Source organism: Clostridium sartagoforme (assembly GCF_039521405.1).
GTDB lineage: Bacteria > Bacillota > Clostridia > Clostridiales > Clostridiaceae > Clostridium > Clostridium sartagoforme.
In genome coordinates, this window is sequence record NZ_BAAACH010000039.1 from 232,378 (window position 1) to 256,320 (window position 23,943).

General features: G+C 29.3%; 25 protein-coding genes. 22 read left to right on the top strand and 3 right to left on the bottom strand.

Going from position 1 to position 23,943, the window contains the following annotated elements:
• Positions 1–4: 4 nt before the first annotated feature.
• From ABDZ60_RS18380 to ABDZ60_RS18400, 5 genes are all read left to right on the top strand, one after another.
• Positions 5–427, top strand: a complete 423-nt coding sequence (locus tag ABDZ60_RS18380; RefSeq protein WP_343780187.1) for a YaaR family protein — start codon at positions 5–7, stop codon at positions 425–427.
• 108 nt (positions 428–535) lie between these two features.
• Positions 536–2,248 carry an ABC transporter ATP-binding protein gene (locus tag ABDZ60_RS18385; RefSeq protein WP_343780189.1) on the top strand — a complete coding sequence of 571 codons (1,713 nt, stop codon included), beginning with the start codon at positions 536–538 and terminating at the stop codon, positions 2,246–2,248.
• 130 nt (positions 2,249–2,378) lie between these two features.
• On the top strand, positions 2,379–2,693 hold the full coding sequence (gene trxA / locus ABDZ60_RS18390; protein WP_016207088.1) for a thioredoxin: 315 nt from the start codon (positions 2,379–2,381) through the stop codon (positions 2,691–2,693).
• A gap of 17 nt (positions 2,694–2,710) precedes the next feature.
• The gene (locus ABDZ60_RS18395) at positions 2,711–3,580 is read left to right on the top strand and encodes an NAD(P)/FAD-dependent oxidoreductase (protein WP_343780191.1); all 870 of its coding nucleotides are present in this window, start codon (positions 2,711–2,713) and stop codon (positions 3,578–3,580) included.
• A 234-nt stretch (positions 3,581–3,814) separates the two neighbouring features.
• Positions 3,815–5,551, top strand: a complete 1,737-nt coding sequence (locus tag ABDZ60_RS18400) for an oleate hydratase (RefSeq protein ID WP_343780193.1) — start codon at positions 3,815–3,817, stop codon at positions 5,549–5,551.
• Between the two features lie 205 nt (positions 5,552–5,756).
• On the opposite strand, the gene ABDZ60_RS18405 is transcribed toward ABDZ60_RS18400, so the two are convergent.
• Together ABDZ60_RS18405 and ABDZ60_RS18410 are read right to left on the bottom strand one after the other, a co-directional pair.
• Positions 5,757–6,572 carry a VanW family protein gene (locus tag ABDZ60_RS18405; protein ID WP_343780195.1) on the bottom strand — a complete coding sequence of 272 codons (816 nt, stop codon included), beginning with the start codon at positions 6,570–6,572 and terminating at the stop codon, positions 5,757–5,759.
• 555 nt (positions 6,573–7,127) lie between these two features.
• Positions 7,128–8,201: an NAD(P)H-dependent flavin oxidoreductase gene (locus ABDZ60_RS18410; protein ID WP_343780196.1), complete on the bottom strand. Its 1,074-nt coding sequence runs from the start codon at positions 8,199–8,201 to the stop codon at positions 7,128–7,130.
• A gap of 181 nt (positions 8,202–8,382) precedes the next feature.
• Here ABDZ60_RS18410 and ABDZ60_RS18415 point away from each other — a divergent pair, with 181 nt between their 5' ends.
• The 12 genes from ABDZ60_RS18415 (at position 8,383) to ABDZ60_RS18470 (ending at position 18,061) form a co-directional block, all read left to right on the top strand.
• Positions 8,383–8,934 carry a biotin transporter BioY gene (locus tag ABDZ60_RS18415; RefSeq protein ID WP_343780197.1) on the top strand — a complete coding sequence of 184 codons (552 nt, stop codon included), beginning with the start codon at positions 8,383–8,385 and terminating at the stop codon, positions 8,932–8,934.
• Positions 8,935–9,019: 85 nt separating this feature from the next.
• Entirely contained in the window at positions 9,020–9,997 is a 978-nt protein-coding gene (locus tag ABDZ60_RS18420; protein WP_016207082.1) for a beta-ketoacyl-ACP synthase III, read from the top strand.
• 12 nt (positions 9,998–10,009) lie between these two features.
• Positions 10,010–10,237 (top strand): acyl carrier protein, encoded by a 228-nt coding sequence (gene acpP / locus ABDZ60_RS18425; RefSeq protein WP_016207081.1) that lies wholly within the window; start codon positions 10,010–10,012, stop codon positions 10,235–10,237.
• A gap of 15 nt (positions 10,238–10,252) precedes the next feature.
• Positions 10,253–11,179 (top strand): enoyl-[acyl-carrier-protein] reductase FabK, encoded by a 927-nt coding sequence (gene fabK / locus ABDZ60_RS18430; RefSeq protein WP_016207080.1) that lies wholly within the window; start codon positions 10,253–10,255, stop codon positions 11,177–11,179.
• 12 nt (positions 11,180–11,191) lie between these two features.
• The gene (gene fabD, locus ABDZ60_RS18435) at positions 11,192–12,136 is read left to right on the top strand and encodes an ACP S-malonyltransferase (protein WP_016207079.1); all 945 of its coding nucleotides are present in this window, start codon (positions 11,192–11,194) and stop codon (positions 12,134–12,136) included.
• On the top strand, positions 12,137–12,880 hold the full coding sequence (gene fabG / locus ABDZ60_RS18440) for a 3-oxoacyl-[acyl-carrier-protein] reductase (protein WP_016207078.1): 744 nt from the start codon (positions 12,137–12,139) through the stop codon (positions 12,878–12,880).
• Between the two features lie 15 nt (positions 12,881–12,895).
• On the top strand, positions 12,896–14,137 hold the full coding sequence (gene fabF, locus ABDZ60_RS18445) for a beta-ketoacyl-ACP synthase II (RefSeq protein WP_016207077.1): 1,242 nt from the start codon (positions 12,896–12,898) through the stop codon (positions 14,135–14,137).
• Entirely contained in the window at positions 14,100–14,609 is a 510-nt protein-coding gene (gene accB / locus ABDZ60_RS18450; protein ID WP_016207076.1) for an acetyl-CoA carboxylase biotin carboxyl carrier protein, read from the top strand. Before fabF ends, accB begins: the two co-directional genes overlap by 38 nt.
• A gap of 9 nt (positions 14,610–14,618) precedes the next feature.
• Positions 14,619–15,035 (top strand): 3-hydroxyacyl-ACP dehydratase FabZ, encoded by a 417-nt coding sequence (gene fabZ / locus ABDZ60_RS18455; protein ID WP_016207075.1) that lies wholly within the window; start codon positions 14,619–14,621, stop codon positions 15,033–15,035.
• Positions 15,036–15,050: 15 nt separating this feature from the next.
• The gene (locus ABDZ60_RS18460) at positions 15,051–16,394 is read left to right on the top strand and encodes an acetyl-CoA carboxylase biotin carboxylase subunit (protein WP_016207074.1); all 1,344 of its coding nucleotides are present in this window, start codon (positions 15,051–15,053) and stop codon (positions 16,392–16,394) included.
• A 12-nt stretch (positions 16,395–16,406) separates the two neighbouring features.
• On the top strand, positions 16,407–17,264 hold the full coding sequence (gene accD, locus ABDZ60_RS18465; RefSeq protein ID WP_016207073.1) for an acetyl-CoA carboxylase, carboxyltransferase subunit beta: 858 nt from the start codon (positions 16,407–16,409) through the stop codon (positions 17,262–17,264).
• 2 nt (positions 17,265–17,266) lie between these two features.
• Complete coding sequence (locus ABDZ60_RS18470; protein WP_343780205.1) at positions 17,267–18,061, top strand: acetyl-CoA carboxylase carboxyltransferase subunit alpha; 795 nt, start codon at positions 17,267–17,269, stop codon at positions 18,059–18,061.
• Between the two features lie 355 nt (positions 18,062–18,416).
• On the opposite strand, the gene ABDZ60_RS18475 is transcribed toward ABDZ60_RS18470, so the two are convergent.
• The gene (locus ABDZ60_RS18475; protein ID WP_343780207.1) at positions 18,417–19,007 is read right to left on the bottom strand and encodes a lysozyme inhibitor LprI family protein; all 591 of its coding nucleotides are present in this window, start codon (positions 19,005–19,007) and stop codon (positions 18,417–18,419) included.
• A 209-nt stretch (positions 19,008–19,216) separates the two neighbouring features.
• Here ABDZ60_RS18475 and ABDZ60_RS18480 point away from each other — a divergent pair, with 209 nt between their 5' ends.
• The 5 genes from ABDZ60_RS18480 to ABDZ60_RS18500 all read left to right on the top strand — a co-directional run bounded on the left by ABDZ60_RS18480 (position 19,217) and on the right by ABDZ60_RS18500 (position 23,848).
• Complete coding sequence (locus ABDZ60_RS18480; protein WP_047000459.1) at positions 19,217–19,711, top strand: deoxycytidylate deaminase; 495 nt, start codon at positions 19,217–19,219, stop codon at positions 19,709–19,711.
• 176 nt (positions 19,712–19,887) lie between these two features.
• On the top strand, positions 19,888–21,672 hold the full coding sequence (locus ABDZ60_RS18485; protein WP_343780210.1) for a DUF438 domain-containing protein: 1,785 nt from the start codon (positions 19,888–19,890) through the stop codon (positions 21,670–21,672).
• 316 nt (positions 21,673–21,988) lie between these two features.
• The gene (locus ABDZ60_RS18490) at positions 21,989–22,831 is read left to right on the top strand and encodes a metallophosphoesterase (RefSeq protein ID WP_343780213.1); all 843 of its coding nucleotides are present in this window, start codon (positions 21,989–21,991) and stop codon (positions 22,829–22,831) included.
• Positions 22,832–22,846: 15 nt separating this feature from the next.
• A complete protein-coding gene (locus ABDZ60_RS18495; protein ID WP_047000461.1) occupies positions 22,847–23,581 on the top strand; it encodes a TatD family hydrolase in 735 nt (244 codons plus the stop codon).
• A gap of 30 nt (positions 23,582–23,611) precedes the next feature.
• Positions 23,612–23,848, top strand: coding sequence for a hypothetical protein (locus ABDZ60_RS18500; RefSeq protein WP_016207060.1), 237 nt, complete (start codon positions 23,612–23,614; stop codon positions 23,846–23,848).
• Positions 23,849–23,943 lie beyond the last annotated feature (95 nt).

A 23,943-nucleotide genomic window follows, 5' to 3' on the forward strand; every position in this document is an offset into this window, starting at 1 on the left:
TAGTATGGAAATAGGAAGAATTAATAGAAAAGCTCCTGTGAAGCAAGATACAAAAGTGATTTCAGAAAAAAGAGACTTTTCCCAAAGCTTTAATCAAGCTAGAGAAAGAAAATCAGAAGAGCAATTGAAGGAAATGATTGAAAATATTCATAAAAAGGGAAATAGATTAGTAATTACAAAAACATATGGAGATGTAATAGCTTATAAAAAGCTAATAAAGGAATATTTAGAATCAATTTTAAAATTTATGTATGATACAAAAAAGGATATTAGTTTTTGGCAAACTCAATATTTTATAACAATAGATACAATAGATAAAAAACTTGAAGATTTAACTAAATCTCTTTTAAATGGAGAAGGAGAAAACTTAAATATAGCTTCATCAATTGATGAAATTCAAGGATTAATAGTAGATATATATAGATAAAATTCAATAAAATATTTCAAAATATCAAAGACTTCTTGAAAATAATTATCAATAGGGCTATTATTAAAGAATAATAAAAATTAATGTAGTAATAATAGGAGGTTATTTATGGTAAAGAGATTTATTAGTTATTATAAGCCATATAAAAAATTATTTTTCTTAGATATGGCTGCTGCATTTATAGCAGCAGCATGTGACCTTGTTTATCCTATGATGACAAGAACATTAGTAAATGATAGTATTCCCAATAAAAATCTTAGAATGCTAGTTGTATTTGGGATTACTTTATTAATAATATATGTAGTAAAAGCAGGGTGTGGATACTTTATGCAATACTATGGACATGTTATGGGAGTACATATGCAGGGAGATATGAGAAAAGATATGTTCTTGCGTTTGCAAAAGTTACCTAATAGTTATTTTGATAACAATAAAACAGGAGATTTAATGAGTAGAATGATAAATGATCTTATGGAAGTATCAGAACTTGCTCACCATGGGCCAGAAGATTTATTTATTTCTCTTGTTATGTTAATTGGCTCATTCGTAGTGTTAAGTACAATAAATATTCCACTAACACTTATTATATTTGCATTTATTCCATTTATAGTTTTATTTACATTAAAGCAAAAAAATAGAATGATGAGTGCTTTTATGGAAACTAGGGTTGAAACATCCGCAGTAAACTCTAATTTAGAAAACTCACTTTCAGGTATAAGAATAACTAAAGCTTTTGTTTCTCATGAACATGAAATAGATAAGTTTGAACATGGAAATAATAAGTTTAAAAATGCTAGATCTAGAGCATATAAAGTTATGGCTGAATATTTTGCAGGCGTTGGCTTTGGAATAGATATTTTAGATTATGTAGTTTTAATTGCTGGAGGAGTATTCACATACTTAGATATTATAAATTTGGGAGACTTCTTTGCATATCTTTTATATATAAAGTTATTTACTCAACCAATTAAAAAATTAGTTAACTTTATGGAGCAATATCAAAATGGAATGACTGGGTTTAAAAGATTTATATCTATTATAGATGAAGAAATTGAGAATGATGGAAATCTAGAATTGAAAGATGTAAAAGGGCATATAAAGTTTGATAATGTTCATTTTAGTTATGATGAAAAAAATATCTTAGAAGGAATAGATCTAGATATAGAACAAGGGAAAATGCTAGCATTAGTAGGGCCTTCAGGTGGAGGTAAAACTACATTTTGTAATTTAATTCCTAGATTCTATGATGCTACAGAAGGAAATATTTATATTGATGATATAAGTATATATGATACAAAATTAGAATCTTTAAGAAAAAATATAGGTATAGTACAACAAGATGTATTCTTATTTACAGGAACAATAAAAGATAATATATTATATGGTAAGCATAATGCAAGTGATGAAGAAGTAGTAAAAGCTGCTAAAAGAGCAAATATACATAAATTTATAATGACATTACCAGAAGGATATGATACTTATATAGGGGAAAGGGGGGTGAAGCTTTCAGGGGGACAAAAACAAAGAATATCAATAGCGAGAGTATTCTTAAAAAACCCACCTATATTGATTTTAGATGAGGCAACATCAGCTTTAGATAATACAACTGAATATATGATACAAAAATCCTTAGAGGAACTTTGTAAAGGCAGAACAACTATAGTTGTTGCCCATAGACTATCTACAATAAAAAATGCGGATGAAATTTTAGTTTTAACAGATAAAGGAATCGAAGAAAAAGGAAGTCATGAAGAGTTGCTTAAAGAGCAAGGTTTATATAAAGAACTATATGAATCTCAATTTTTACATTTAAAAAAATAAATAATATAAATCTATAAGTTGGAGAAAATAAATTATATAATCTTTTATAAAGTATTGACTATAATAAAATAATTGTATAAAATTAAAATATAATCATACCCTTAGGGGGTATATCGGGAGGCGGATTTATATGGTTCAACACGTATCAGAAACAGATTTTAATGAAGTAGTATTAAATTATGAAGGAGTTGTATTAGTAGATTTTTGGGCAACTTGGTGTAATCCTTGTAAAATGATTGCTCCTATAATAGAAGAAGTTTCAACAGAAATAACTAATGCAAGATTTGTAAAGATAGATGTAGATGAAAATGCAAATTTAGCAAATAAATATCAAATATTAAGTATTCCAACTTTAATGATATTTAAAAATGGTACACCTGTAGATACCTTAGTTGGTTTTATGCCAAAGGATTCTTTAAAGGATGCTATCATTAAACATCTATAATAAGAAGAGGTAGAAAATTGAGCGAAAGATATGATATTGCAATAGTAGGTAGTGGTCCAGCTGGATTATCAGCAGCATTAAATGCAAAAATAAGAAATAAGAAATTTATCATTTTTGGAAACAATAATTTGAGCAATAAACTTGCTAAAGCACCTAAAGTAAATAATTATTTAGGGTTTTATGGCTTAACAGGAGAAGGCATTAAGGAAAGATTTCAAGAGCATATAAAAGCTATGGATATTGCAATAACGGAAGAAAGAATAAATAATATATATGCAATGGGAGAATATTTTGTTTTAATGGCAAATGATAAAACTTTTGAAGCAAAGTCTATTATTTTAGCAACAGGAATAGAATACACAAAACCTATTGAAGGCGAGGAAAAGTATTTAGGTAGGGGAGTTGGATATTGTGCAACCTGTGATGCCCCTTTATATAAAGGAAAAACTGTTACTATAATAGGGTATAATAAAGAAGCAGAAGCGGAAGCAAATTATGTTTCAGAATTAGCAGGTGAGATATATTATATTCCTATGTACAAAGACCAATATAATTTAAGAGATAATATAAAATTAATAGAAGATAAGCCTAAAGAAATTATAGGTGAAAACAAAGTAAATAAATTAATTTTAAAAGACTCTGAAATATTAACAGATGCAGTCTTTGTATTAAAAGATTCAATATCCCCAGGACAACTAGTTCCAGGATTAAAGATAGAAGAAAACCACATTGCAGTTGATAGACTTATGAAAACTAATTTATCAGGATGCTTTGCAGCTGGAGATTGCGTTGGTAGGCCATATCAATATATAAAATCTGCAGGAGAAGGGAATATTGCAGCTCTTAGTGCAGTACAATATTTAGATTCAATAAATAAGCAGAAATAGATTTAAAAATATACAGCATCAAGTTTTGATACTGTATATTTTTTTGTATTAGAAAAACTTTCTTTAAAGTTTTAGATTTTATAAATATGAATAGAGTAGTTATAATATGAACAAATTATAAGAAATAAAGAAATTTAGACAAATAATAAATATTGTCTAAATACATTATAATTTGGATAAACTATAATATTAATCAGAAAGAGAAAACATTAAGGAAAGTTGAGGTATAGCTTTATGAGTAAAAAAACAAAAAATACTAAGATAAATCCTTTATTAGCTGTAGGTGCTATTGCCGGAGCTGCAGCAGTTGCTGCAATAGCTGCTAAAAAGTTAAAAAATGATGGAGAAAAAAAATCATCATTTGAGACCTTTACAGAAAATTTTGATAATAAGGAAAGACAGGTTTATTTTGTTGGAGGAGGTTTAGCATCTTTAGCTGGGGCAGCATACTTGGTTAGAGATTGTAATTTTAAAGGTGAAAATATTCACATTATAGAAGGTATGAATATTTTAGGCGGAAGTAATGATGGAGCGGGAGATCCTGATAATGGATTTGTATGTCGTGGAGGAAGAATGCTAAATGAAGAAACATACGAAAACTTCTGGGAATTATTAAGAAGTGTACCATCACTAGAAATGCCTGGAATGAGTGTTACAGAGGAAATATTAAACTTTGATCATTTACACCCAACACATGCACAAGCTCGTTTAATTGATAGATACGGTGTTATACAAGATGTAAAAGGAATGGGATTTAACAATGCAGACCGTATGGCACTTGGGAAATTAATGATCACTCCAGAAGAAAAATTAGATGATCTCACAATAGAAGATTGGTTTAAGGATACACCACATTTCTTTACAACAAATTTCTGGTATATGTGGCAAACAACTTTTGCTTTCCAAAAATGGTCTAGTTTATTTGAATTTAAAAGATATATGGAACGTATGATATTTGAATTTTCACGTATTGAAACACTAGAAGGGGTGACTCGTACTAGATATAATCAATATGAGTCAGTTATAATGCCTTTAAAAGCATATTTAGATAAATTTAATGTTGATTTTAGTATAAATGCAACAGTAACTGATTTAGATTTTAAAGCGGGAGAAGGAATAACAGTTACAGCTATTCATATAGAAAATGAAGAAGGTGAAAAAATAATTGAATTAAATGATGGGGATATATGTATAATGACTAATGCTTGCATGACAGACAGTGCAACATTAGGAGATTTAAAGAATGCCCCAGAATATAATCCTAACAAGCCAATTTCAGGAGAATTATGGACAAAAGTTGCTAAAAAGAAAATGGGACTTGGAAATCCAGAACCATTCTTCAATCATCCAGATGAAACAAATTGGGAAAGCTTTACCGTAACTTGTAAAGGAGATAAGCTATTAAAGTTAATAGAACAATTTTCAGGGAATGTACCAGGCAGTGGAGCTTTAATGACATTCAAAGATTCGAATTGGTTAATGAGCATAGTTGTTGCAGCTCAACCACATTTTAAAAACCAACCAATGGATACAACAATTTTCTGGGGATATGGATTATATACAGATAAAGTAGGCGATTACGTAAAGAAACCAATGAGAGAGTGTACCGGAGAAGAATTATTAATAGAACTTCTACACCATTTACACTTTGAAGATAAAGTAGAAGAAATAATGGATAGCGTAATAAATGTGATTCCATGTATGATGCCATATGTAGATGCTCAATTCCAACCACGTAAAATGAGTGATAGACCTAAAGTAGTACCAGAAGGTTCAACTAACTTTGCCATGATAAGTCAATTTGTTGAGATTCCTGAAGATATGGTGTTTACTGAGGAATATTCAGTTCGTGCAGCAAGAATGGCAATATATACTTTACTGAATGTAAAAGATAAAAAGGTGATTCCAGTAACTCAATATAAGAAAGATCCAAAAGTCTTATTAAAAGCAGTAAAAAAATCATATAGCTAAAATGGAAGAATGAAAAAATTAAAATTTAATTTAAAATTAAAATTTTAAATATAAAATGAAAGAATTAAGGAAATAATTTAGCTATGCTAAATTAAGAAAATAAAATTTTACTAAACTCCGTAGAAGTTTATTCCACAATTCTTTCATTTTTTCATTCTTTCACTAAATATAAAACTCTTCGAGTTTTTAAATTAATTATCCATTATCAATTACTCAGATATGGTTGATACATCATAAATGCGTGATTTTCTGAGATATACTCATCATTAATTTCATCACCAACAATATTATAAGTTTTTCTATATATTACATTATTTCTAATATAATGACCAAAAAACCCAGGAGTTATTGAGTGTTCCTTTTCATAAATTTCATAACTATAATTACACATTTCAGTTGAACGCCATTCACCTATAAGGTTTTCATTTGTAAGATACAATTTAAGTTGATAAGGTTTATTTGTAGTATTTTTAATTTCTAAATCTAAATAATTATAAAAGCAAGTTGCTCCAGAACCAAATGGTTGGGTTCTGTTGGTATCAGGAAAAACATCATGACTATGCCTGTACCTTTCAGTTACAGTAAGAGGAGTATGTAATGTCATCCAATAAATCAAATTTGACAATTGACATAGACCACCACCAACTCCAGGTTTAAAGTCACCATTAGGACAAAGAACTACCCCATCCTTATAGCCTTTTCTATAATTAGGCTTTCCAATAAGTTTCCAATAAGAGAAATATTCCCCGGGCATGATAATAATACCATCAAGTTTTTTCAAAGCAATTTTTAAATTCTCAACTTTATTACGTTGTAAGTACATATCAACATTCTTTAATTTTCTAAAAAGTGGTGTGCTATGAGTAAAAATTATATTATCTAATTGATTTTGGCTAATGTTTTTACAATATGAATTTTTAGAAAACCACCAGTAAAAATACTTCTTAATTTTATAATATGTTTGTCCTAAAAATAATCTTAATTTACTACGGGTAATAGGCTTTTTCTCCACGTATGCCATAAAAATCAGCTCCTAAAATATAGTACAATATAATTGTAAAATAATAGAAGCTTATATACAAGTAGATATTCTTTATAAAGATAATTTTAAAATTAGGAGAATAATTATAAAAAAATGCGAAGCATTTTTCAGTTCACAGTTCACAAGGTACAGTGCACAGTTGCTTTGATTTTATAGGTAACAGGGAGCAGGGAACAGGTGTCAGGTAAAAGGTAACGTGGAACAGGCTCAATTATAGTTTGCTACACTTAACTAAATTTTAATGTCACTCACCAATTATTTTTACAAATAACTTAATTTATTATTAATTTAAATTCTTAATATAAGTTGGCGAAAGTAAATAGAATATGTGAAATAAGTATATAGCGAGAAACTAGAAGTACTTGGTGAAGGAAGAACTACTATGCCTTAGTGTTGTTGGTTTGTCTGAGCGCAGCGAGTTTAACCAAAACTCTTGGCATAGCAGTTCTCCGAGCCTAGTACTTCTTTTCGTAGCTATTTAGCTTATGAAACATATCTATTTATCGCAGCCTTTATATTCGCATTTTATATCAATTATTCATTAACAATTATATTTTTTCCCATTAATTCATCTATAAGTTCTTTAACTGAAACTATTTTATTTATTCTATGAGCATTTCCCCCACAAAAAACTAATCCATTTTCAACATCACCTTTAACAGAGTTAATTAAAGCTGAGCTTATACAATATGGTGTATTGGCTGGATTACAAGGAATTAAACAATTATAACATTTAGTTATTTTTATTCTTTCTTTCTTTAATGTTTCTGTCAATTTATTTCTTATGGCTCTTCCTGGCATTCCTACGGGACTTATAGTCAATTCAATATCTTCTTTTGTACAATTTACATAAGCATTTTTAAAATTAATATGAGCATCACATTCATGAGTAGCTACAAACCTTGTAGCCACTTGTACTCCAGAAGCTCCAAGATTCAGATATTTAATCATGTCATCATGAGTAAATACACCTCCAGCTACAACAACAGGTATAGTAGTATTAAATTCATTTTCAAAGTTTTTAACTTCTTTAATAATACTTATAACATTATTATCGAAATTTTTAATTTCATCATTTAAGTTATTAGCTTTAAATCCAAGGTGACCTCCAGCTAGTGGACCTTCAACAATTACAGCATTAGCGGTTTTGTTAAAATGTTTTTTCCAATAGTTTAGTATTACTTTTGCAGCTTTTGATGATGAAACTATAGGGGCTATCTTTATAGAACTTCCCTCTGTAATTTCAGGTAGATTTAATGGAAGTCCAGCACCAGATATAATTAAATCAGCACCAGCTTCAATTGCAGCCTTTACGTGTTCAACATAATTGTTCATTGCAACCATTACATTAACTCCAATTATTCTATTAGAGCTTATTTCTTTAGCTCTCTTTATATGTTTAGCTAATCCTCTAAGATTAGCTTTTAATGTATTACTTTCAAAATCTTCTTCCATATAACCTGCATGAGCAGCAGAAATAACTCCAATTGCACCGTTTTTCGCAACATTACCTGCAAGATTAGAAAGGGAAACACCGACACCCATTCCGCCTTGAATTATAGGAACTTTAGCTATTAAATTACCAATTTTTAATGGTTTAATATTCATAATTTTACTCCTTTAAATAAAAAATAATACTTTGATAATCAAAATATTATTAATAGTATAGTTCAGATTTTTAAAAAATACAATAATTAAAAATAAATTACGAATATTGACAAATTAAAAAAATGGTATTATCATGATGATATTACTTTGATAGTCAAAATATTTGAGAGGAGGTGACTAATTGAATCTTACAGTGAAAGATAAAATTCTAATATCAACTTTTGCAGCTTTGACAGCGATAGGAGCATTTATTAGAATCCCAGTTCCATATGTACCATTTACAATGCAATTTTTCTTTTGTAGTATTAGTGCTATCATATTGGGTGCAAAAAAAGGAGCTTTGTCACAATTGCTATATGTACTCATAGGGCTTATAGGAATCCCTGTATTTACTAGAGGAGGAGGACCTCAATATATATTTCAACCTACATTTGGTTATTTAATTGGACTTATTTTATCATCATATATAATTGGAAAAGTAATTTCTAAAAAGAAAAATAGTTTTAAAAATGTGTTTTTAGCTAATATTATAGGAGTAATAGTAATTTATTTAATAGGAGTACCATATTTCTATTTTATAAATAAATATTACTTAGGAGCAAATATATCAATAAGCTTTGCTATTTATTATGGATTTTTATTAACAATCCCAGGAGATATAGTTAAAGTATTAATAACATCTTTAGTAGGCGTGAGAGTAGCATCTAGCTTAAATCACGAAATAGTAGCTTAATATATATTAAAACTTTGAATATAAAAATATTTGATAAATGAGATATTTTACTCATATCAAAAATAATTTGAGAAAGAGGCGTTGAATGAAAGGAGTAAAAGTAGTTGGATTTGGTCATTATTGTCCAGAGAATATTATAAGTAATAAAGATTTAGAAAATATAGTAGATACTACAGATGAATGGATAACTAAGAGAACTGGAATAAAAGAAAGAAGAATATCCAGTGGAGAAGGAACTGTAGAATTAGCTTACAAGGCAGCAGTAGCAGCGTTGAAAAATAGTAATTGTGGTAGTGATGATATTGATTTAATAATTGTGGCTACAACTTCACCTGATAAAATAATGCCATCTACAGCCTGTAGCATTCAAGGATTATTAGGATGTAATAAAGCAGTTGCTTTTGATATTTCAGCTGCATGTTCAGGATTTGTATATTCTTTAATTGTAGCATCTAGCTTGATTAAAGGTACAGATAAGAAAAGGGCATTAGTAATTGGAGCAGAAGTATTATCAAGAATAGTTGATTGGAATGATAGAGGTACTTGTATATTATTTGGAGATGGAGCAGGAGCTGCAGTAATTGAGCTTTCAAATGAAGAAGAAGGAATAGTTAGTACTTGTTTCTCATCAGATGGAGGTCTTGGTGAAAAGAGCTTAGTTGCAGGGCAATTAGAGCTAAATACACCTTTTGCTAAAGAAAAAATTAGTGAAAAAAGATATATAGAAATGAAGGGTGCTGAAGTTTTTAAATTTGCAGTATCAGTTTTGCCTGATGTAGTTAATGACTTGTTAAAAAAAGCAGATGAAAGAATAGAAAATATAAAATATATAGTTCCACATCAAGCTAATTTAAGAATAATTAATGAAGCAGCAAGAAGATTAGATATAGATAAGGATAAGTTTTATATTAATGTTGATAAATATGGAAATACTTCAGCAGCAAGTATTCCAATAGCATTAAGCGAACTTTTTGAAAAAGGCCTTATAAAAAGAGGAGATAAAATAATAATAGCAGCTTTTGGTGGAGGATTAACCTGGGCTGGAGCATTAATTAAATTTTAGGAGGATTTTAAAATGGTATTTGAAAAAATTAAGGAAATAGTAGTAGAACAATTAGGAGTTAATGAAGAGGATGTAAAGTTAGAAACTAGCTTTATAGAGGATTTAGGAGCAGATTCATTAGATTTATTCCAAGTAGTAATGGATCTTGAAGATGCATTTGATGTAAAAGTAGAAAATGTTGAAACTATAAAAACTGTAGGAGATGCAGTAAAGTATATAGAAAGTGCTATAGAAAAATAGAGTGGAGGAAAACTCATGAACAACAATATTTGCAAATTGCTAAATATTAAATACCCTATTTTTCAAGGGGGAATGGCTTGGGTTGCAGATAGTTCTTTAGCAGCTGCGGTTTCAAACGCAGGTGGTCTTGGAATAATTGCTGGAGCAAATGCTCCAGTAAGTGTTGTAAGGGAAGAAATTAGAAAAGCAAAAGAACTAACTGATAAGCCTTTCGGCGTTAATATAATGTTGCTTTCAGAAAATGCAGATGAGTTATCAGATGTTGTTATCGAAGAAGGTGTTAAAGTCGTTACTACTGGAGCTGGAAATCCTGGTAAGTACATTGAAAAGTGGAAAAAGGCAGGAATAAAGGTAATACCAGTTGTAGCATCAGTAGCATTAGCTAAAAGAATGGAAAGAGCTGGAGCAGATGCAGTAGTTGCAGAAGGCTGTGAAGCTGGAGGCCATATAGGAAAGTTAACAACAATGGTTTTGATACCACAAGTTGTGGATGCTGTAAATATTCCTGTTATAGCAGCAGGAGGAATAGGTGATGGTAGAGGCGTTGCAGCTGCATTTATGCTAGGTGCAAGTGGCATTCAAATAGGAACAAGATTTTTAGTTGCTACTGAATGTACAATACATGAAAACTATAAAGATGCAGTAATAAAATCCAAAGATATCGATACAGTTGTAACAGGTAGAAGTACAGGACACCCTGTTCAAGTCTTAAAAAATAAACTTGCAAGAGAATATTTAAATCTTGAAAGTAAAAATGCTTCTATGGAGGTATTAGAGGATATTGGAAGAGGTGCTCTTAAAAAAGCTGTAAAAGACGGAGATGTAGAACAAGGATCTCTTATGGCTGGGCAAATTGCAGGTATGATTTCAAAAAAGCAAAGTGCTAAAGAAATTATAGAAGAAATGTTTAATGAATATGAAAATATAATTAGAAACCTTTAAAATGGAGGAAGTATGAAAACAGCATTTATTTTTGCAGGTCAAGGATCTCAATATATAGGAATGGGAAAAGATTTATATGAAAACATCTCAGTATGTAGAGAGGTTTTTGATAAAGCAAATGATATACTAGGTTTTGATATAAAAGATTTAATATTTAATGGAAATAGAGAAGAATTAGATATTACAGAAAATACACAGCCAGCTATTTTAATAACTTCAATTGCAGCTAAAAAAGCCATTGAAGAAAAAGGAATTAAAGCTGATGTGGTGGCAGGGCTGAGTCTTGGAGAATATTCAGCTTTAGTGACATCAGAAGTCTTGAATTTTGAGGAAGCAGTAGCTTTAGTAAAAAAGAGAGGTAGATTCATGCAAGAAGCAGTTCCAGTGGGAGTTGGTTCAATGGCAGCAATAATAGGATTACCACTAGAAAAACTAAAAGCTGCTTTAGAAAAAGCTAGGGAAAATGGCATAGTAGAAATTGCAAATTACAATACAAATAATCAGATTGTAGTAGGTGGAGAAAAAGAAGCTGTAAAAAAAGCAATGGAATTAGCCTTAGAAGCTGGAGCAAAAAGAGCTATAGAACTTAAGGTATCAGGACCTTTTCATACTTCCTTATTAGAAAAGGCATCAATAAAGCTTAGAGAAGAACTTCAAAATATAAAATTTAATAAACCTAAAGTAAAAACTATATCTAATGTTACAGCAGAGATTATAGACGATAAAGACGATATAAAATCATTACTTTTTAGCCAAGTAAAATCCTCTGTTAGATGGAGTGAAAGTATAGAAAAGATGCTTAATATGGGAGTTGACACCTTTATAGAGCTTGGACCAGGAAGAGTATTAAGTAGCTTCATTAAAGAAATAAGCAGGGAAAAGGGCGTTAAGGTTAAAATTTATAATGTTGAAGATATGAAATCTTTACAAAAAACATTAGAAGGGATAGAAGCTTAAATGATTAAAAATAAAAATGCAATAGTAACAGGTGGAACTAGAGGAATAGGAAGAGAAATAGCAAGAACATTAGCACAAAATGGAGCTAATATAGCAATTAATTATAGAAATTATAGTGAAGAAATAGAAAAGCTAGTAGAAGAATTAAAAAGCTTTGGAGTTAAAGTATTAGCAGTTAAATGTGATGTAAGTAAAGAAGAGGAAGTAAGTAACTTTGTAAAAGAAGTTAAGAATAATTTTGAAAGAATAGATATCTTAGTTAACAATGCAGGAATAACTAAAGATGGATTAATTATAAGAATGAGTGAAAAAGATTTTAATGATGTTATAGATATAAATTTAAAAGGAACTTTCAATACAACTAAAGCAGTCTCAGCAGTAATGGTTAAACAAAGATATGGAAAGATAATAAATATATCCTCAGTTGTGGGTGTTACAGGAAATGCAGGACAATGTAATTATGCTGCATCTAAAGCAGGTGTTATAGGTTTTTCAAAATCTGTAGCAAGAGAACTTGCTGCTAGAAATATAAATGTAAATGTAATTGCACCAGGATATATTAATACAGATATGACAAGTGTACTTCCAGAAAAGGTTAAAGAGGAAGTTTTAAAAACAATTCCTATGAAGAAAATAGGAGACCCTAAGGAAGTAGCAAATTTAGCTTTATTCTTATCATCTAATTTATCTGACTATATTACAGGTCAAGTAATAAATGTAGATGGCGGAATGGTTATGCTTTAAAAGGAGTGAATTTTTATGAAAAGAAGAGTAGTAATCACAGGATTAGGAGCTATAACACCGATAGGTAATTCAATTGAAAGCTTTTGGAATTCTGTTAAAGAAGGAAAAAATGGTATAGATAATATAACCTTTTTTGATACAACAGAATTCAAAGTTAAAGTAGCCGCAGAAGTGAAAGATTTTAAAGCAGAAGATTATATAAGTAAAAAAGATGCAAAAAGATTAGATAGATATACTCAACTAGCACTAGTTGCAGCTAAGGAGTGTATAAAAGATAGTAATATAGATTTAGAAAAAGTAGATAGAGAGAGATTTGGTGTAATATTTGGTTCTGGAATAGGTGGACTTACAACAATGGAAAAGCAAATAAGGACTTTAGAAGTAAAAGGACCTAGTAGAGTTGGACCATTAACTATACCACAGTCTATATCTAACATGGCAGCAGGAAGTATAGCAATAGAATTTGGAATTTTAGGAACTTGTTTAAGTGTTACTACAGCTTGCGCAACTTCAACTCATTGTATAGGGGAAGCGTATAGAAGCATAAAGGATGGTTATTTAGATCGTGCGATAGTAGGTGGATCAGAAGCATCTATAAATGAGTTTGGAATTTCAGCATTTCAATCTTTAACAGCACTTAGTAAAAGTGAAGATAGAAATAGAGCATCAATACCTTTTGATAAAGACAGAAATGGTTTTGTAATGGGAGAAGGTGCAGGTGCATTATTATTAGAAGATTTAGAAAGTGCTTTAGCAAGAGGAGCAAAAATTTATGGAGAAGTAGTTGGTTATGGAACAACTTGTGATGCTTATCATATTACATCTCCAAGTTCTGATGGAGATGGAGCTTATAGAGCAATGAGAGATGCAATAAAAGATGCAAATATATCTCCAAGCGAAATTTCATATATAAATGCACATGGAACATCTACAGAAATAAACGATAAAGTCGAAACAATAGCCATAAAAAAAGCTTTTGGAGATTTTTCAAAGGAAGTTTATGTAAGCTCAACTAAAGCTATGACAGGACATTTACTTGGAGCAGCTGGGGCTATTGAAGCAATAATATGTATAAAAGCATTAGGAGACGACTTTATTCCAGCCAACATAAATTATTTAAATCCAGATGAAGAATGTGATTTAAATATAGTTATTAATGAAGGTAAAAAAGAGGAAGTAGAATATGCTCTTTCTAATTCATTAGGATTTGGTGGACATAATGGAACAGTTATATTCAAAAAATGGAGGGAAAGATAAAATGTTAACTTATGAACAAATAAAGGAGTTAATAAAATCTATAGATGAATCTTCTCTTAGAATTTTTGAATTAGAAAGTGACGGAATTAAATTAAAGCTTAGCAAAAATAAAGAAGCTTTTAAGGAATCTTTAAAAGAAAATTCTAAAGAAATAATTTCATCAGATAATAAAGTAATAGCAAGCAATATACCAGAAGAAAAAGAAGAAGCTAAAGAGGATTCTAATAAAATTGAAAATTTTAAAAGTATTAAGTCACCTTTAGTAGGAACATATTATTCTTCAGGGACTCCAGGAGGAAAGCCTTATGTTGAAGTAGGAACTAAGGTTAAAAAAGGAGAAGTTCTTTGCATAGTAGAGGCAATGAAAATAATGAATGAAATAACAGCAGAAGAAGATTGTGAAATATTAGAAGTTTTAAGATCTGATGAAGAAATTGTTGAATTTGGAATGGAATTATTTAAAATAAAGTAGGTGAAATAATTGGATATAAAAGAAATCATGGAGATAATCCCACATAGATATCCTTTTTTATTATTAGATAGAGTTGAAAGTCTAGAAGATAATAAAATAGTAGCAATAAAAAATGTAACGATGAATGAGTACTTTTTTCAAGGACATTTTCCAGTAGAGCCAGTTATGCCTGGAGTATTAATAGTTGAGGCAATGGCACAAGCTGGAGCAGTTGCACTTTTAAAGAGGGATGAATTTAAAGGAAAGATTGCATACTTTGGTGGAATAAACAATGCTAAATTCAGAAAAAAGGTTGTTCCTGGAGATACTTTAAGGTTAGAAGTTGAATTGACTAAGATAAGAGGCTCAGCTGGTATCGGTAAAGGTATTGCATATGTAAATGATAAAAAGGTATGTGAAGCAGAATTAACCTTTATGGTAGGGTAGTAAAGAGGTGTTTTTATGATTAGAAAGGTTTTAATAGCTAACAGAGGAGAAATAGCAGTAAGAATAATAAGAGCCTGTAAGGAACTTGGAATACAAACAGTAGCTATTTACTCAGAGGCTGATAAAGATGCTATGCATACTCAGCTTGCAGATGAAGCTATTTGTGTAGGAAAGCCTAAATCAAAGGACTCATATTTAAATGAAAGTAACATAATTAGTGCAGCAGTAATAACAAAGTGTAATGCAATTCATCCAGGTTTTGGATTTTTATCTGAAAATGCAGAGTTTGCAGCTATATGTGAAGAATGTAATATAAAATTTATAGGACCAAGTAGTAATACAATAAGTGTTATGGGACATAAATCAAAAGCAAGAGAAATTATGAAAAATGCAGATGTTCCAGTAATTCCAGGAAGTAATGGAATAGTAAAAAGTATTGAAGAGGCATATATAGAGGCTAAAGAAATAGGATATCCAGTAATGATAAAGGCAGCTTTAGGTGGAGGCGGAAAAGGAATTAGAATAGTTCATAAAGAAGATGAACTTGAAAATGCATATTTTACAGCTAAATCAGAAGCTAAAATAAATTTTGGTGACGATACAATATATATTGAAAAGTTTATAGAAAATCCTAGGCATATAGAATTTCAAATTTTAGGCGATGAGCATGGAAATATTATTCATCTAGGAGAAAGAGACTGTACTATACAAAGAAGAAATCAAAAAGTATTAGAAGAAGCTCCATCATCTATTTTAAGTGGAGATCTAAGAGCTAAAATGGGAAGAGCCGCAATAAATGCAGCAAAAGCAGTAAGTTATGTAAATGCAGGAACTATAGAATTTTTAGTAGATAAATATAATAATTTCTACTTTATGGAGATGAATACAAGGATTCAAGTTGAACATCCAATCACAGAAATGATAACTTCAATTGACATTGTAAAGGAGCAAATAAAGATTGCTAATGGAGAAAGTTTAAGTTTTTCTCAAAATGAAGTTGAAATAAGAGGTCATGCTATTGAATGTAGGATAAATGCAGAAAATCCTAAAAAGGGATTTGCACCTTCACCTGGAAAAATAGAATTTTTAAATTTACCAGGAGGAAATGGAATAAGAGTAGATACTGCAGTTTATTCAGGATATACTATACCTCCAACATATGATTCTATGATAGCTAAGCTTATTGCCTATGGTAAAAATAGAGAAGAAGCTATTAATAAAATGCTTAGAGCATTAGATGAATTTGTAATAGAAGGAATTGACAACAATATAGAATTTCAAATAGATATTTTAAATAACGAAAAATTTCGCTTAGGAAACTTTGACACTAGTTTTATAAGCAAAGAATATAAATTATAGTTGGTGAAAATTATGGGGATTTTTAAAAAGAGACAGTATGGAGTTATAAATTTAACTCAGGAAGAAGAAAAAGATATACCAATAGTTCCAGATGGAACTTGGATAAAATGCAGCAAATGCGGAAAAATTTTATATAAAAAGTCTTTGGAAGAAAACCTTAATATATGTTCAAATTGCAATAATTATTTTAGATTAGGTAGCTATGAAAGATTATCATATATTTGTGATAAAGATACTTTTAGGGAGTTTAATAAATATATGAAATCAAAAAATCCAATGGATTTTCCAGACTATGAAGAAAAATTAAAAACTAATGAAGAAAAAAGTGGAACTTCTGAAGCAGTAGTAACAGGAGAATGTGAAATTGGAGGAAATAAAGCATTTATTGCAGTTATGGATTCAAATTTTCTAATGGGAAGTATGGGAACTGTAGTAGGAGAAAAGCTAACATTAGCAATAGAAGAAGCTACAAAAAGAAAATTACCTATTATAATTTTTACAGCTTCAGGAGGGGCTAGAATGCAAGAGGGGATTTTTTCCTTGATGCAGATGGCTAAAATAAGTAGTGCACTTGCAAAACATAGTAAAGAAGGACTTCTTTATATAACGGTTTTAACAGACCCAACAACGGGAGGCGTTACAGCAAGTTTTGCAATGCTTGGAGATATTATATTAGCAGAACCTAATGCATTAGTAGGTTTTGCGGGAAGAAGAGTTATAGAAGGAACAATAAAACAAAAACTACCTGAAAATTTTCAGAGTGCAGAATTTTTATTAGAAAATGGATTTATAGATAATATTATAAAAAGAGAAGATTTAAAAAAAGCTCTTTCAACTCTTCTAAAATTTCATAGAAATAAGGAGGTGTAGTTGTGAATAAAAAAATTAAAGCATATGATAGATTAGTAATAGCAAGAATGGTAGAAAGACCGACTACACTGGATTATATAGATAAAATATTTACTAACTTTTTTGAATTACATGGAGATAGATGCTTTAAAGATGATAAAGCTATAGTAGGAGGAATTGGACTTTTAAATGGAAATCCAATTACTATAATAGGAATTCAAAAAGGAAAAGATTTAAAAGAAAATATGGAAAGAAATTTTGGATCTCCTCATCCAGAGGGATATAGAAAAGCCCTTAGATTAATGAAGCAAGCTGAAAAGTTTAATAGACCTATAGTTTGTTTTATAAATACCTCAGGTGCATATTGCGGGGTTGGAGCTGAAGAAAGAGGCCAAGGAGAAGCCATTGCAAGAAACTTAATAGAAATAGCACAAATTAAAGTGCCTATAATTTCAATAATAATAGGTGAAGGTGGAAGTGGTGGGGCATTGGCCTTAGCTTGTGGAGATAGAGTATGGATGCTGGAAAATTCAGTTTATTCAATACTTTCTCCAGAAGGATTTGCTTCAATACTTTTAAAAGACCCTTCAAAATCAAAAGATGTTGCAGAAATTATGGGAATTACTTCATATGAGCTTTTAGAAAGAGGTATAATTGAAAAAATAATAAAAGAACCTAGGGGTGGAGCTCATAAGAACATAGAATTTGTAGCAAATTCCATAAAAGAAGAATTAATAAATGAGTTCAAAATATTAAAAAATAAATCTAGAGATGCTCTTTTAGAGGAGAGGTATTTAAGATTTAGAAAATTCTCTTAGTTTTAAAATGCGAAGCATTTTTCAGTTCACAGTTCACAAGGCACAGTGCACAGTTGTTTTATTTTTATAGGTAACAGGGAACAGGTATCAGGTAACAAGTACTAGATGTAAACTATAATTAAAAATTAAGAAACATCTACTTCAAGGTAAGCTTAGGGACAGTAGTTAGTTTTGTGTAGCAAAATAACCTCAATTTTTTCATTCTTTCATTTATAAATTGCTTTGCAATTTATATCATAACCTGTTCCCTGTTACTTTATTCCAAAAACTGTGAACTGTGAACCGTGCGCTGTGAACTATATAAATTGCTTCGCAATTTTTTACAATTAGGATTGGTTAGATTTTTCCTTTAACTTCAGTCTGTCATATAGTTATTAACTAATTCATAGCATCTTTTTTTTGTTGATTCATATAAAGATGAGTTATATGCCACAAATTCAAATGTTCCACCCTTATACTGTTCAGATTCCTTATTAGCAGCAGCTTCTTTTTCTTGTATCCATTTTATTTGTTGAGTTTGCAAATCTGACATTGTTTCTGGGGACAAATCATTTCTTAATAAATCATAAATTTCATTTAATACTTTATCATACATATCATATGATATTCCATAATAACTTCTCATAGCATTTGTTATTCCAGCATCTGAATCCTTCTTTTCTGGCAATGCATCAAGTTCTTTTTGTATATTATCTAATTTTTCTATAAATTCATTTCTTCTTCCCACTATTTTGCTTATAGTAGATGGGGTATCAGTTTCAGAAATATTTTCATTTACTTTTGGATCCTTTGTATTATCAACTTTATTCAGACTATCATCTAATTGTTGTCTTTGTTCTGTCTTATTTGAAGGATTTTGATTTGTTTTATTATCTTTATTACACGCTGATAATGTAATTAATGACAATGAAATTAGTATTAAAATTAGAATTTTTTTAATTTTCATTAGTATCTCCTTTTACTTTAATCTTTAAATATATTTCTATTTTATCATAATAATAATTGTTTAACATCCATGGATATTTTTCAAATAAGAAAATCAATGATATAATTTAAATATGAATTAAAATAATTATAAGATTTTACGAAGCAAAATTTCTAGTACATTGTGAACTATATAAATTGCTTCACAATTTATATAAAGGGGGTATTTAAATGAAAAGAAATGATTACATATCTTGGGATGAGTACTTCATGGGAGTTGCAATATTAGCAGGAAAGAGAAGTAAGGATCCAAGTACTCAGGTTGGAGCTTGTATAATAGATAATGATAATAAAATTTTAAGCCAAGGATATAATGGACTTCCAAGGGGATGCTCAGATGATGAATTCCCATGGAACAGAGAGGGTGAGATACTTGAAACAAAGTATCCATATGTAGTGCATGCTGAGCTTAATGCTATTTTAAATAGTAGAGGAGCTAATCTTTATGGTTCTAAGATTTATGTTGCTCTATTTCCTTGCAATGAATGTGCAAAAGCAATTATACAAGCAGGAATAAAGGAAGTAGTATATCTTTCAGATAAATATTCTGACTCAGATAACGTAAAAGCTTCTAAAAGATTATTTAATGCTGCAAAAGTAAAGATGACAAAATTAGAGCCTAAGAATAAAAATATAAATATATCTTTAGATATAACAGATATCTAGCTATAAGATTGATAAACATAATTAAAGTATTAAAGATGATTTCTATATGGATAGAAGTCATCTTTTTTAACTTTTTACTCTTAAATAGAAACCTGTATCATATGTTACACCAATAATTATTTCTTTATGGTATGATAATGATAATGAATTTCAATTAATTGAAGGGGGTATTATTTATGAAAAAGGATATTACTTATATAACTATAGATGGCAGAGGAGACCATGAGAGCTTTAGAGACTGTGTAACAAAAACTCTAGAAACAATAGAGTCTAACCAAGGAATACATGTAATTAAAGATTTTGAACCATTTCCTCTTTATAAAATGATGGAAAGCAAGGGGTTTGATAAGTATGTGGAAAAGATAAGTGATACTGAGTATCACGCTTACTTCTTCCCTTTTGAAAAAATTTCAGATATAGAAATGAATAAGTATTTAAGTCTTGATAATGAAAGAATTAAGAAGATGCTTGACATAAAACTTGATTATTTAAATGGGAAAATTTCACTTGAAGAAGCAAAGAATAGAATGAATTCTTCCTTTGAAAGTGTTACAGCAGAAGAATTTGCTTTAGCTGAGCAACATTTACAAAGTTACGGGATTTCAGATGATACACTAGCAGAGAGAATGGAAGAAATTCTTGAGATTTTTAAGGGTGTACTTACTTCTACAAAGCTTAATCTTCCAAAGGGGCATCCAATTAGAACTTATATAGATGAGACTGAAGAAATAAGAAAAGTTCTTTCTTTTATGAAGGAATTATTAAATAAAAAGTTTATAAAAAATCAATGGCTTGAAGCTTATGATAAATTAAGTAAAATAAGTATTCATTTTAGTAGAAAACAAAATCAGCTATTTTCAGCTCTTGAAAGAAAGGGATTTGATAAACCTTCAAAAGTAATGTGGACTTTAGATAATAATATTAGAGATATAATAAGAAAATCAAAAAATCTTCTAAATGAAGATAAAGATTCAGAGTTTCTTTCACTTCAATCTGAGGTGTTAGAAATGGTTGAAGATATGATGATAAAGGAAACTGAAATACTATTCCCTACTTCAATGGAATTATTAAATGATGAAGAGTTTATTGAAATGAGAATTAGTGATGATGAAATTGGATATTGTTTAATAGATAATCCACCAGAATATAAGGGAAAAGATTTTAAGAACAACGTTACTTCAAAAGATACTGGAATTAATACAGAACTTCTAAAAGATCTTGCAAATGTACTTCAAAAGCACGGAATAACATCAAAAAGTACTCAAGAAGATGAAGTTTTTAATGTTAGCCAAGGACTTCTTACTCTTAAACAAATAAATCTTATTTTCAAACATCTTCCGGTTGATCTTTCATATGTTGATGAAAATGAAATATTTAAATTTTATAGTGATACAAAGCATAGAGTTTTTCCAAGGAGTGCAGGGGCTATAGGTAGAAAGGTACAAAACTGTCATCCGCGTGAAAGTGTAGATACAGTTGAGAAAATAATTGATGCTTTTAAAAATGGTGAACAAGATAAAGCAGAGTTTTGGATTGATATGGGGGAAAAGTTTGTCTATATTCTTTATACTGCAGTAAGAGATGAAGATGGTAATTTCAAGGGAATACTTGAAATGATGCAAGATGCAACTCATATTAGAAGTCTTAATGGAAGCCAAAGATTATTATCTTGGGAAAATAAGAAAGAAGATAAAGAAGTGCAATTAAAAGAAGCTAATGTAATAAAAGTAAATAAATATAATATTACTGAAAACACAAATATAGGAGTTCTTTTAAAGCAATATCCTTATATAAAGGACTTTTTAATATCTTTAAGTCCAAAGTTTGAAAAACTAAATTCTCCTGTGTTTAAAACAATGGCAGGTATTGCTACAATTAACATGATTAGTGCAAGAGGTGGATTTGAAGTTTCAGATTTGATTATTAAAATAGTTGAAGAAATTGATAAAAGAAATAAATAAAACAAATTTCAAACTGATAGTAATTAAGGTGGGTATTGTAGCCCACCTTCTATTTATTCCTTAGATTAGTTATATAAAATATGGTTATTTATAAAAGCGTTAGAAATATAGTAAAAAACTAAAATGCATTAGCTATTTTCTATAGTAAATATACTGACATGTAGGTTTTAACATAGATTTATTTATAAGTAAATGGTATACTTTATTTGTAAAATAATAGGTGATTACAATAATGTTTAGTATTAAAGATTGTTATTAATAAAATTTGTATATACATGAGGTTTATTAAATGAAAAAGCTATTTAGGAGATTAAAAATGCTAATATCAAGTATTTTATTTATTATTATATTAATTGTTTTTTGTATATGGCAAAATAATAGCATTGTTATTTCTAATTTTAATTATTATAGCTCTGAAGTTCCATCTGAATTCAAGGATTTTAAAATTGTTCAAATTTCTGATTTGCACAATAAAATGTTTGGAAAAGAGCAGTCAAAATTATTAGAAAAAATAGAAAAGCTATCACCAGATATAATTATAGTTACAGGTGATTTAATAGATAGACGTAGATATAATTTAGATAAAGCAATGCATTTTATTGAGGGATCTTTAAAAGTTGCTCCAATTTACTATGTTTCTGGAAATCATGAGGCTTGGTCAGGTAAATATAATGAGATATCGGAAAAGTTGATTGAGGCTGGAGTTCATATATTAGATAATACTACTTTAGAATTATTTAAAGGAAAAAGTAAAATACAACTTCTTGGTTTATCAGATCCAGCTTTTCTTACATCAAGTTATTTGGAAGATACTAATACAAGTAATATGGAGAAATATTTAAGTCAATGGGAAGATATGGAGGAATTTAAGATTTTACTTTCACATAGGCCAGAAATATTTGATTTATATTGTGAATATAATATAAATATGATTTTTTCAGGGCATGCTCATGGTGGACAATTTAGAATTCCATCTATAGGAGGACTTTTTGCACCAGATCAAGGATTTTTTCCTAAATATACTAGTGGAAATTACACTAATGATAAATCTACTATGTTTGTTAGTAGGGGGCTTGGAAATAGTGTACTGCCAATAAGATTATTTAATAGGCCAGAAATTATATCTGTAACCTTAAAATCTTCAGATGAAAAGTTATAATTAAAGGAGAACAAAATGTATATAGATGCACACACACATTTAGATTTCTTTAAAGAAAATATAGAAATTGCAATTAAAGATATAAATGAAAATGAAATATTAACTTTAGCAAATAGTATGGATATAGAAAGCTATATAAAAAATAAGGTGTATAGTAAACAAAGTAAATTTATTAAGCCCTGCTTTGGTATTCATCCTTGGAAAGCAGCAGAATATAAAGGAAGTTTAGAAGAGCTTATACCATATATAGAAGAAAGTGAAATTATAGGTGAAATAGGTTTAGATTATGTTTGGGTGGAAGATACAAGCACCTATGAGGCACAAAGAAGAATTTTTAATTTTATATTGGAAGAAAGCATTAAAAGGAATAAGTATGTAAGTATCCACACAAAAGGAGCCGAAGAAGAAATTTATAATGCGCTTAAGCGTAATAATTATAATAAAGCTATTATACATTGGTATAGTGGAGAAATAAGTACTTTAGAGAAATATATTAAACTTGGTTGTTATTTTACAGTAAGTGTAGATATAGGTTATTGTGATAAAGCGAATGAAGTTTTAGATAAGATACCACTAAGTAAATTACTTATAGAAACTGACGGACCAACAGCGTTAGAATGGGTAAATGGAGAATATGGTTATCCAAGTGCAATAATAGATGTAGCTAAAAAGGTTTCAGATTATAAGAAGATAGAGCTTGATGATCTATTAAGAAGTATAGAGAAGAATTATTATAAAATCATTAATTAAAAGAGTTTAGAATAAGGGGAGAAATGTTAAATGAAAGGTCTTATGTTTTTGGGAATACCAATGCTATTTATGATAGCAGTTTTAATTTTATTAGGTATGTATGTATATAAAGTTATTCAAAATCAATCCTCATCTTTAAAAATTATGATTATTGGTATAGCCGTAATATTATTTTCTATATTAATATCAATGTCAATAATAAAAATTATAGTGGGAATCTTAGGGCTTTTAATTGTGCTATATGGGGCAAATAAAAGTGAAGACTAGAATATAAATAAAAGGAAGTAAGCATCTAAAAATATTATTTAATAGGATTCTCTACTTGATAGACATTATTGATTAACTTGACATTTATAGTAAAG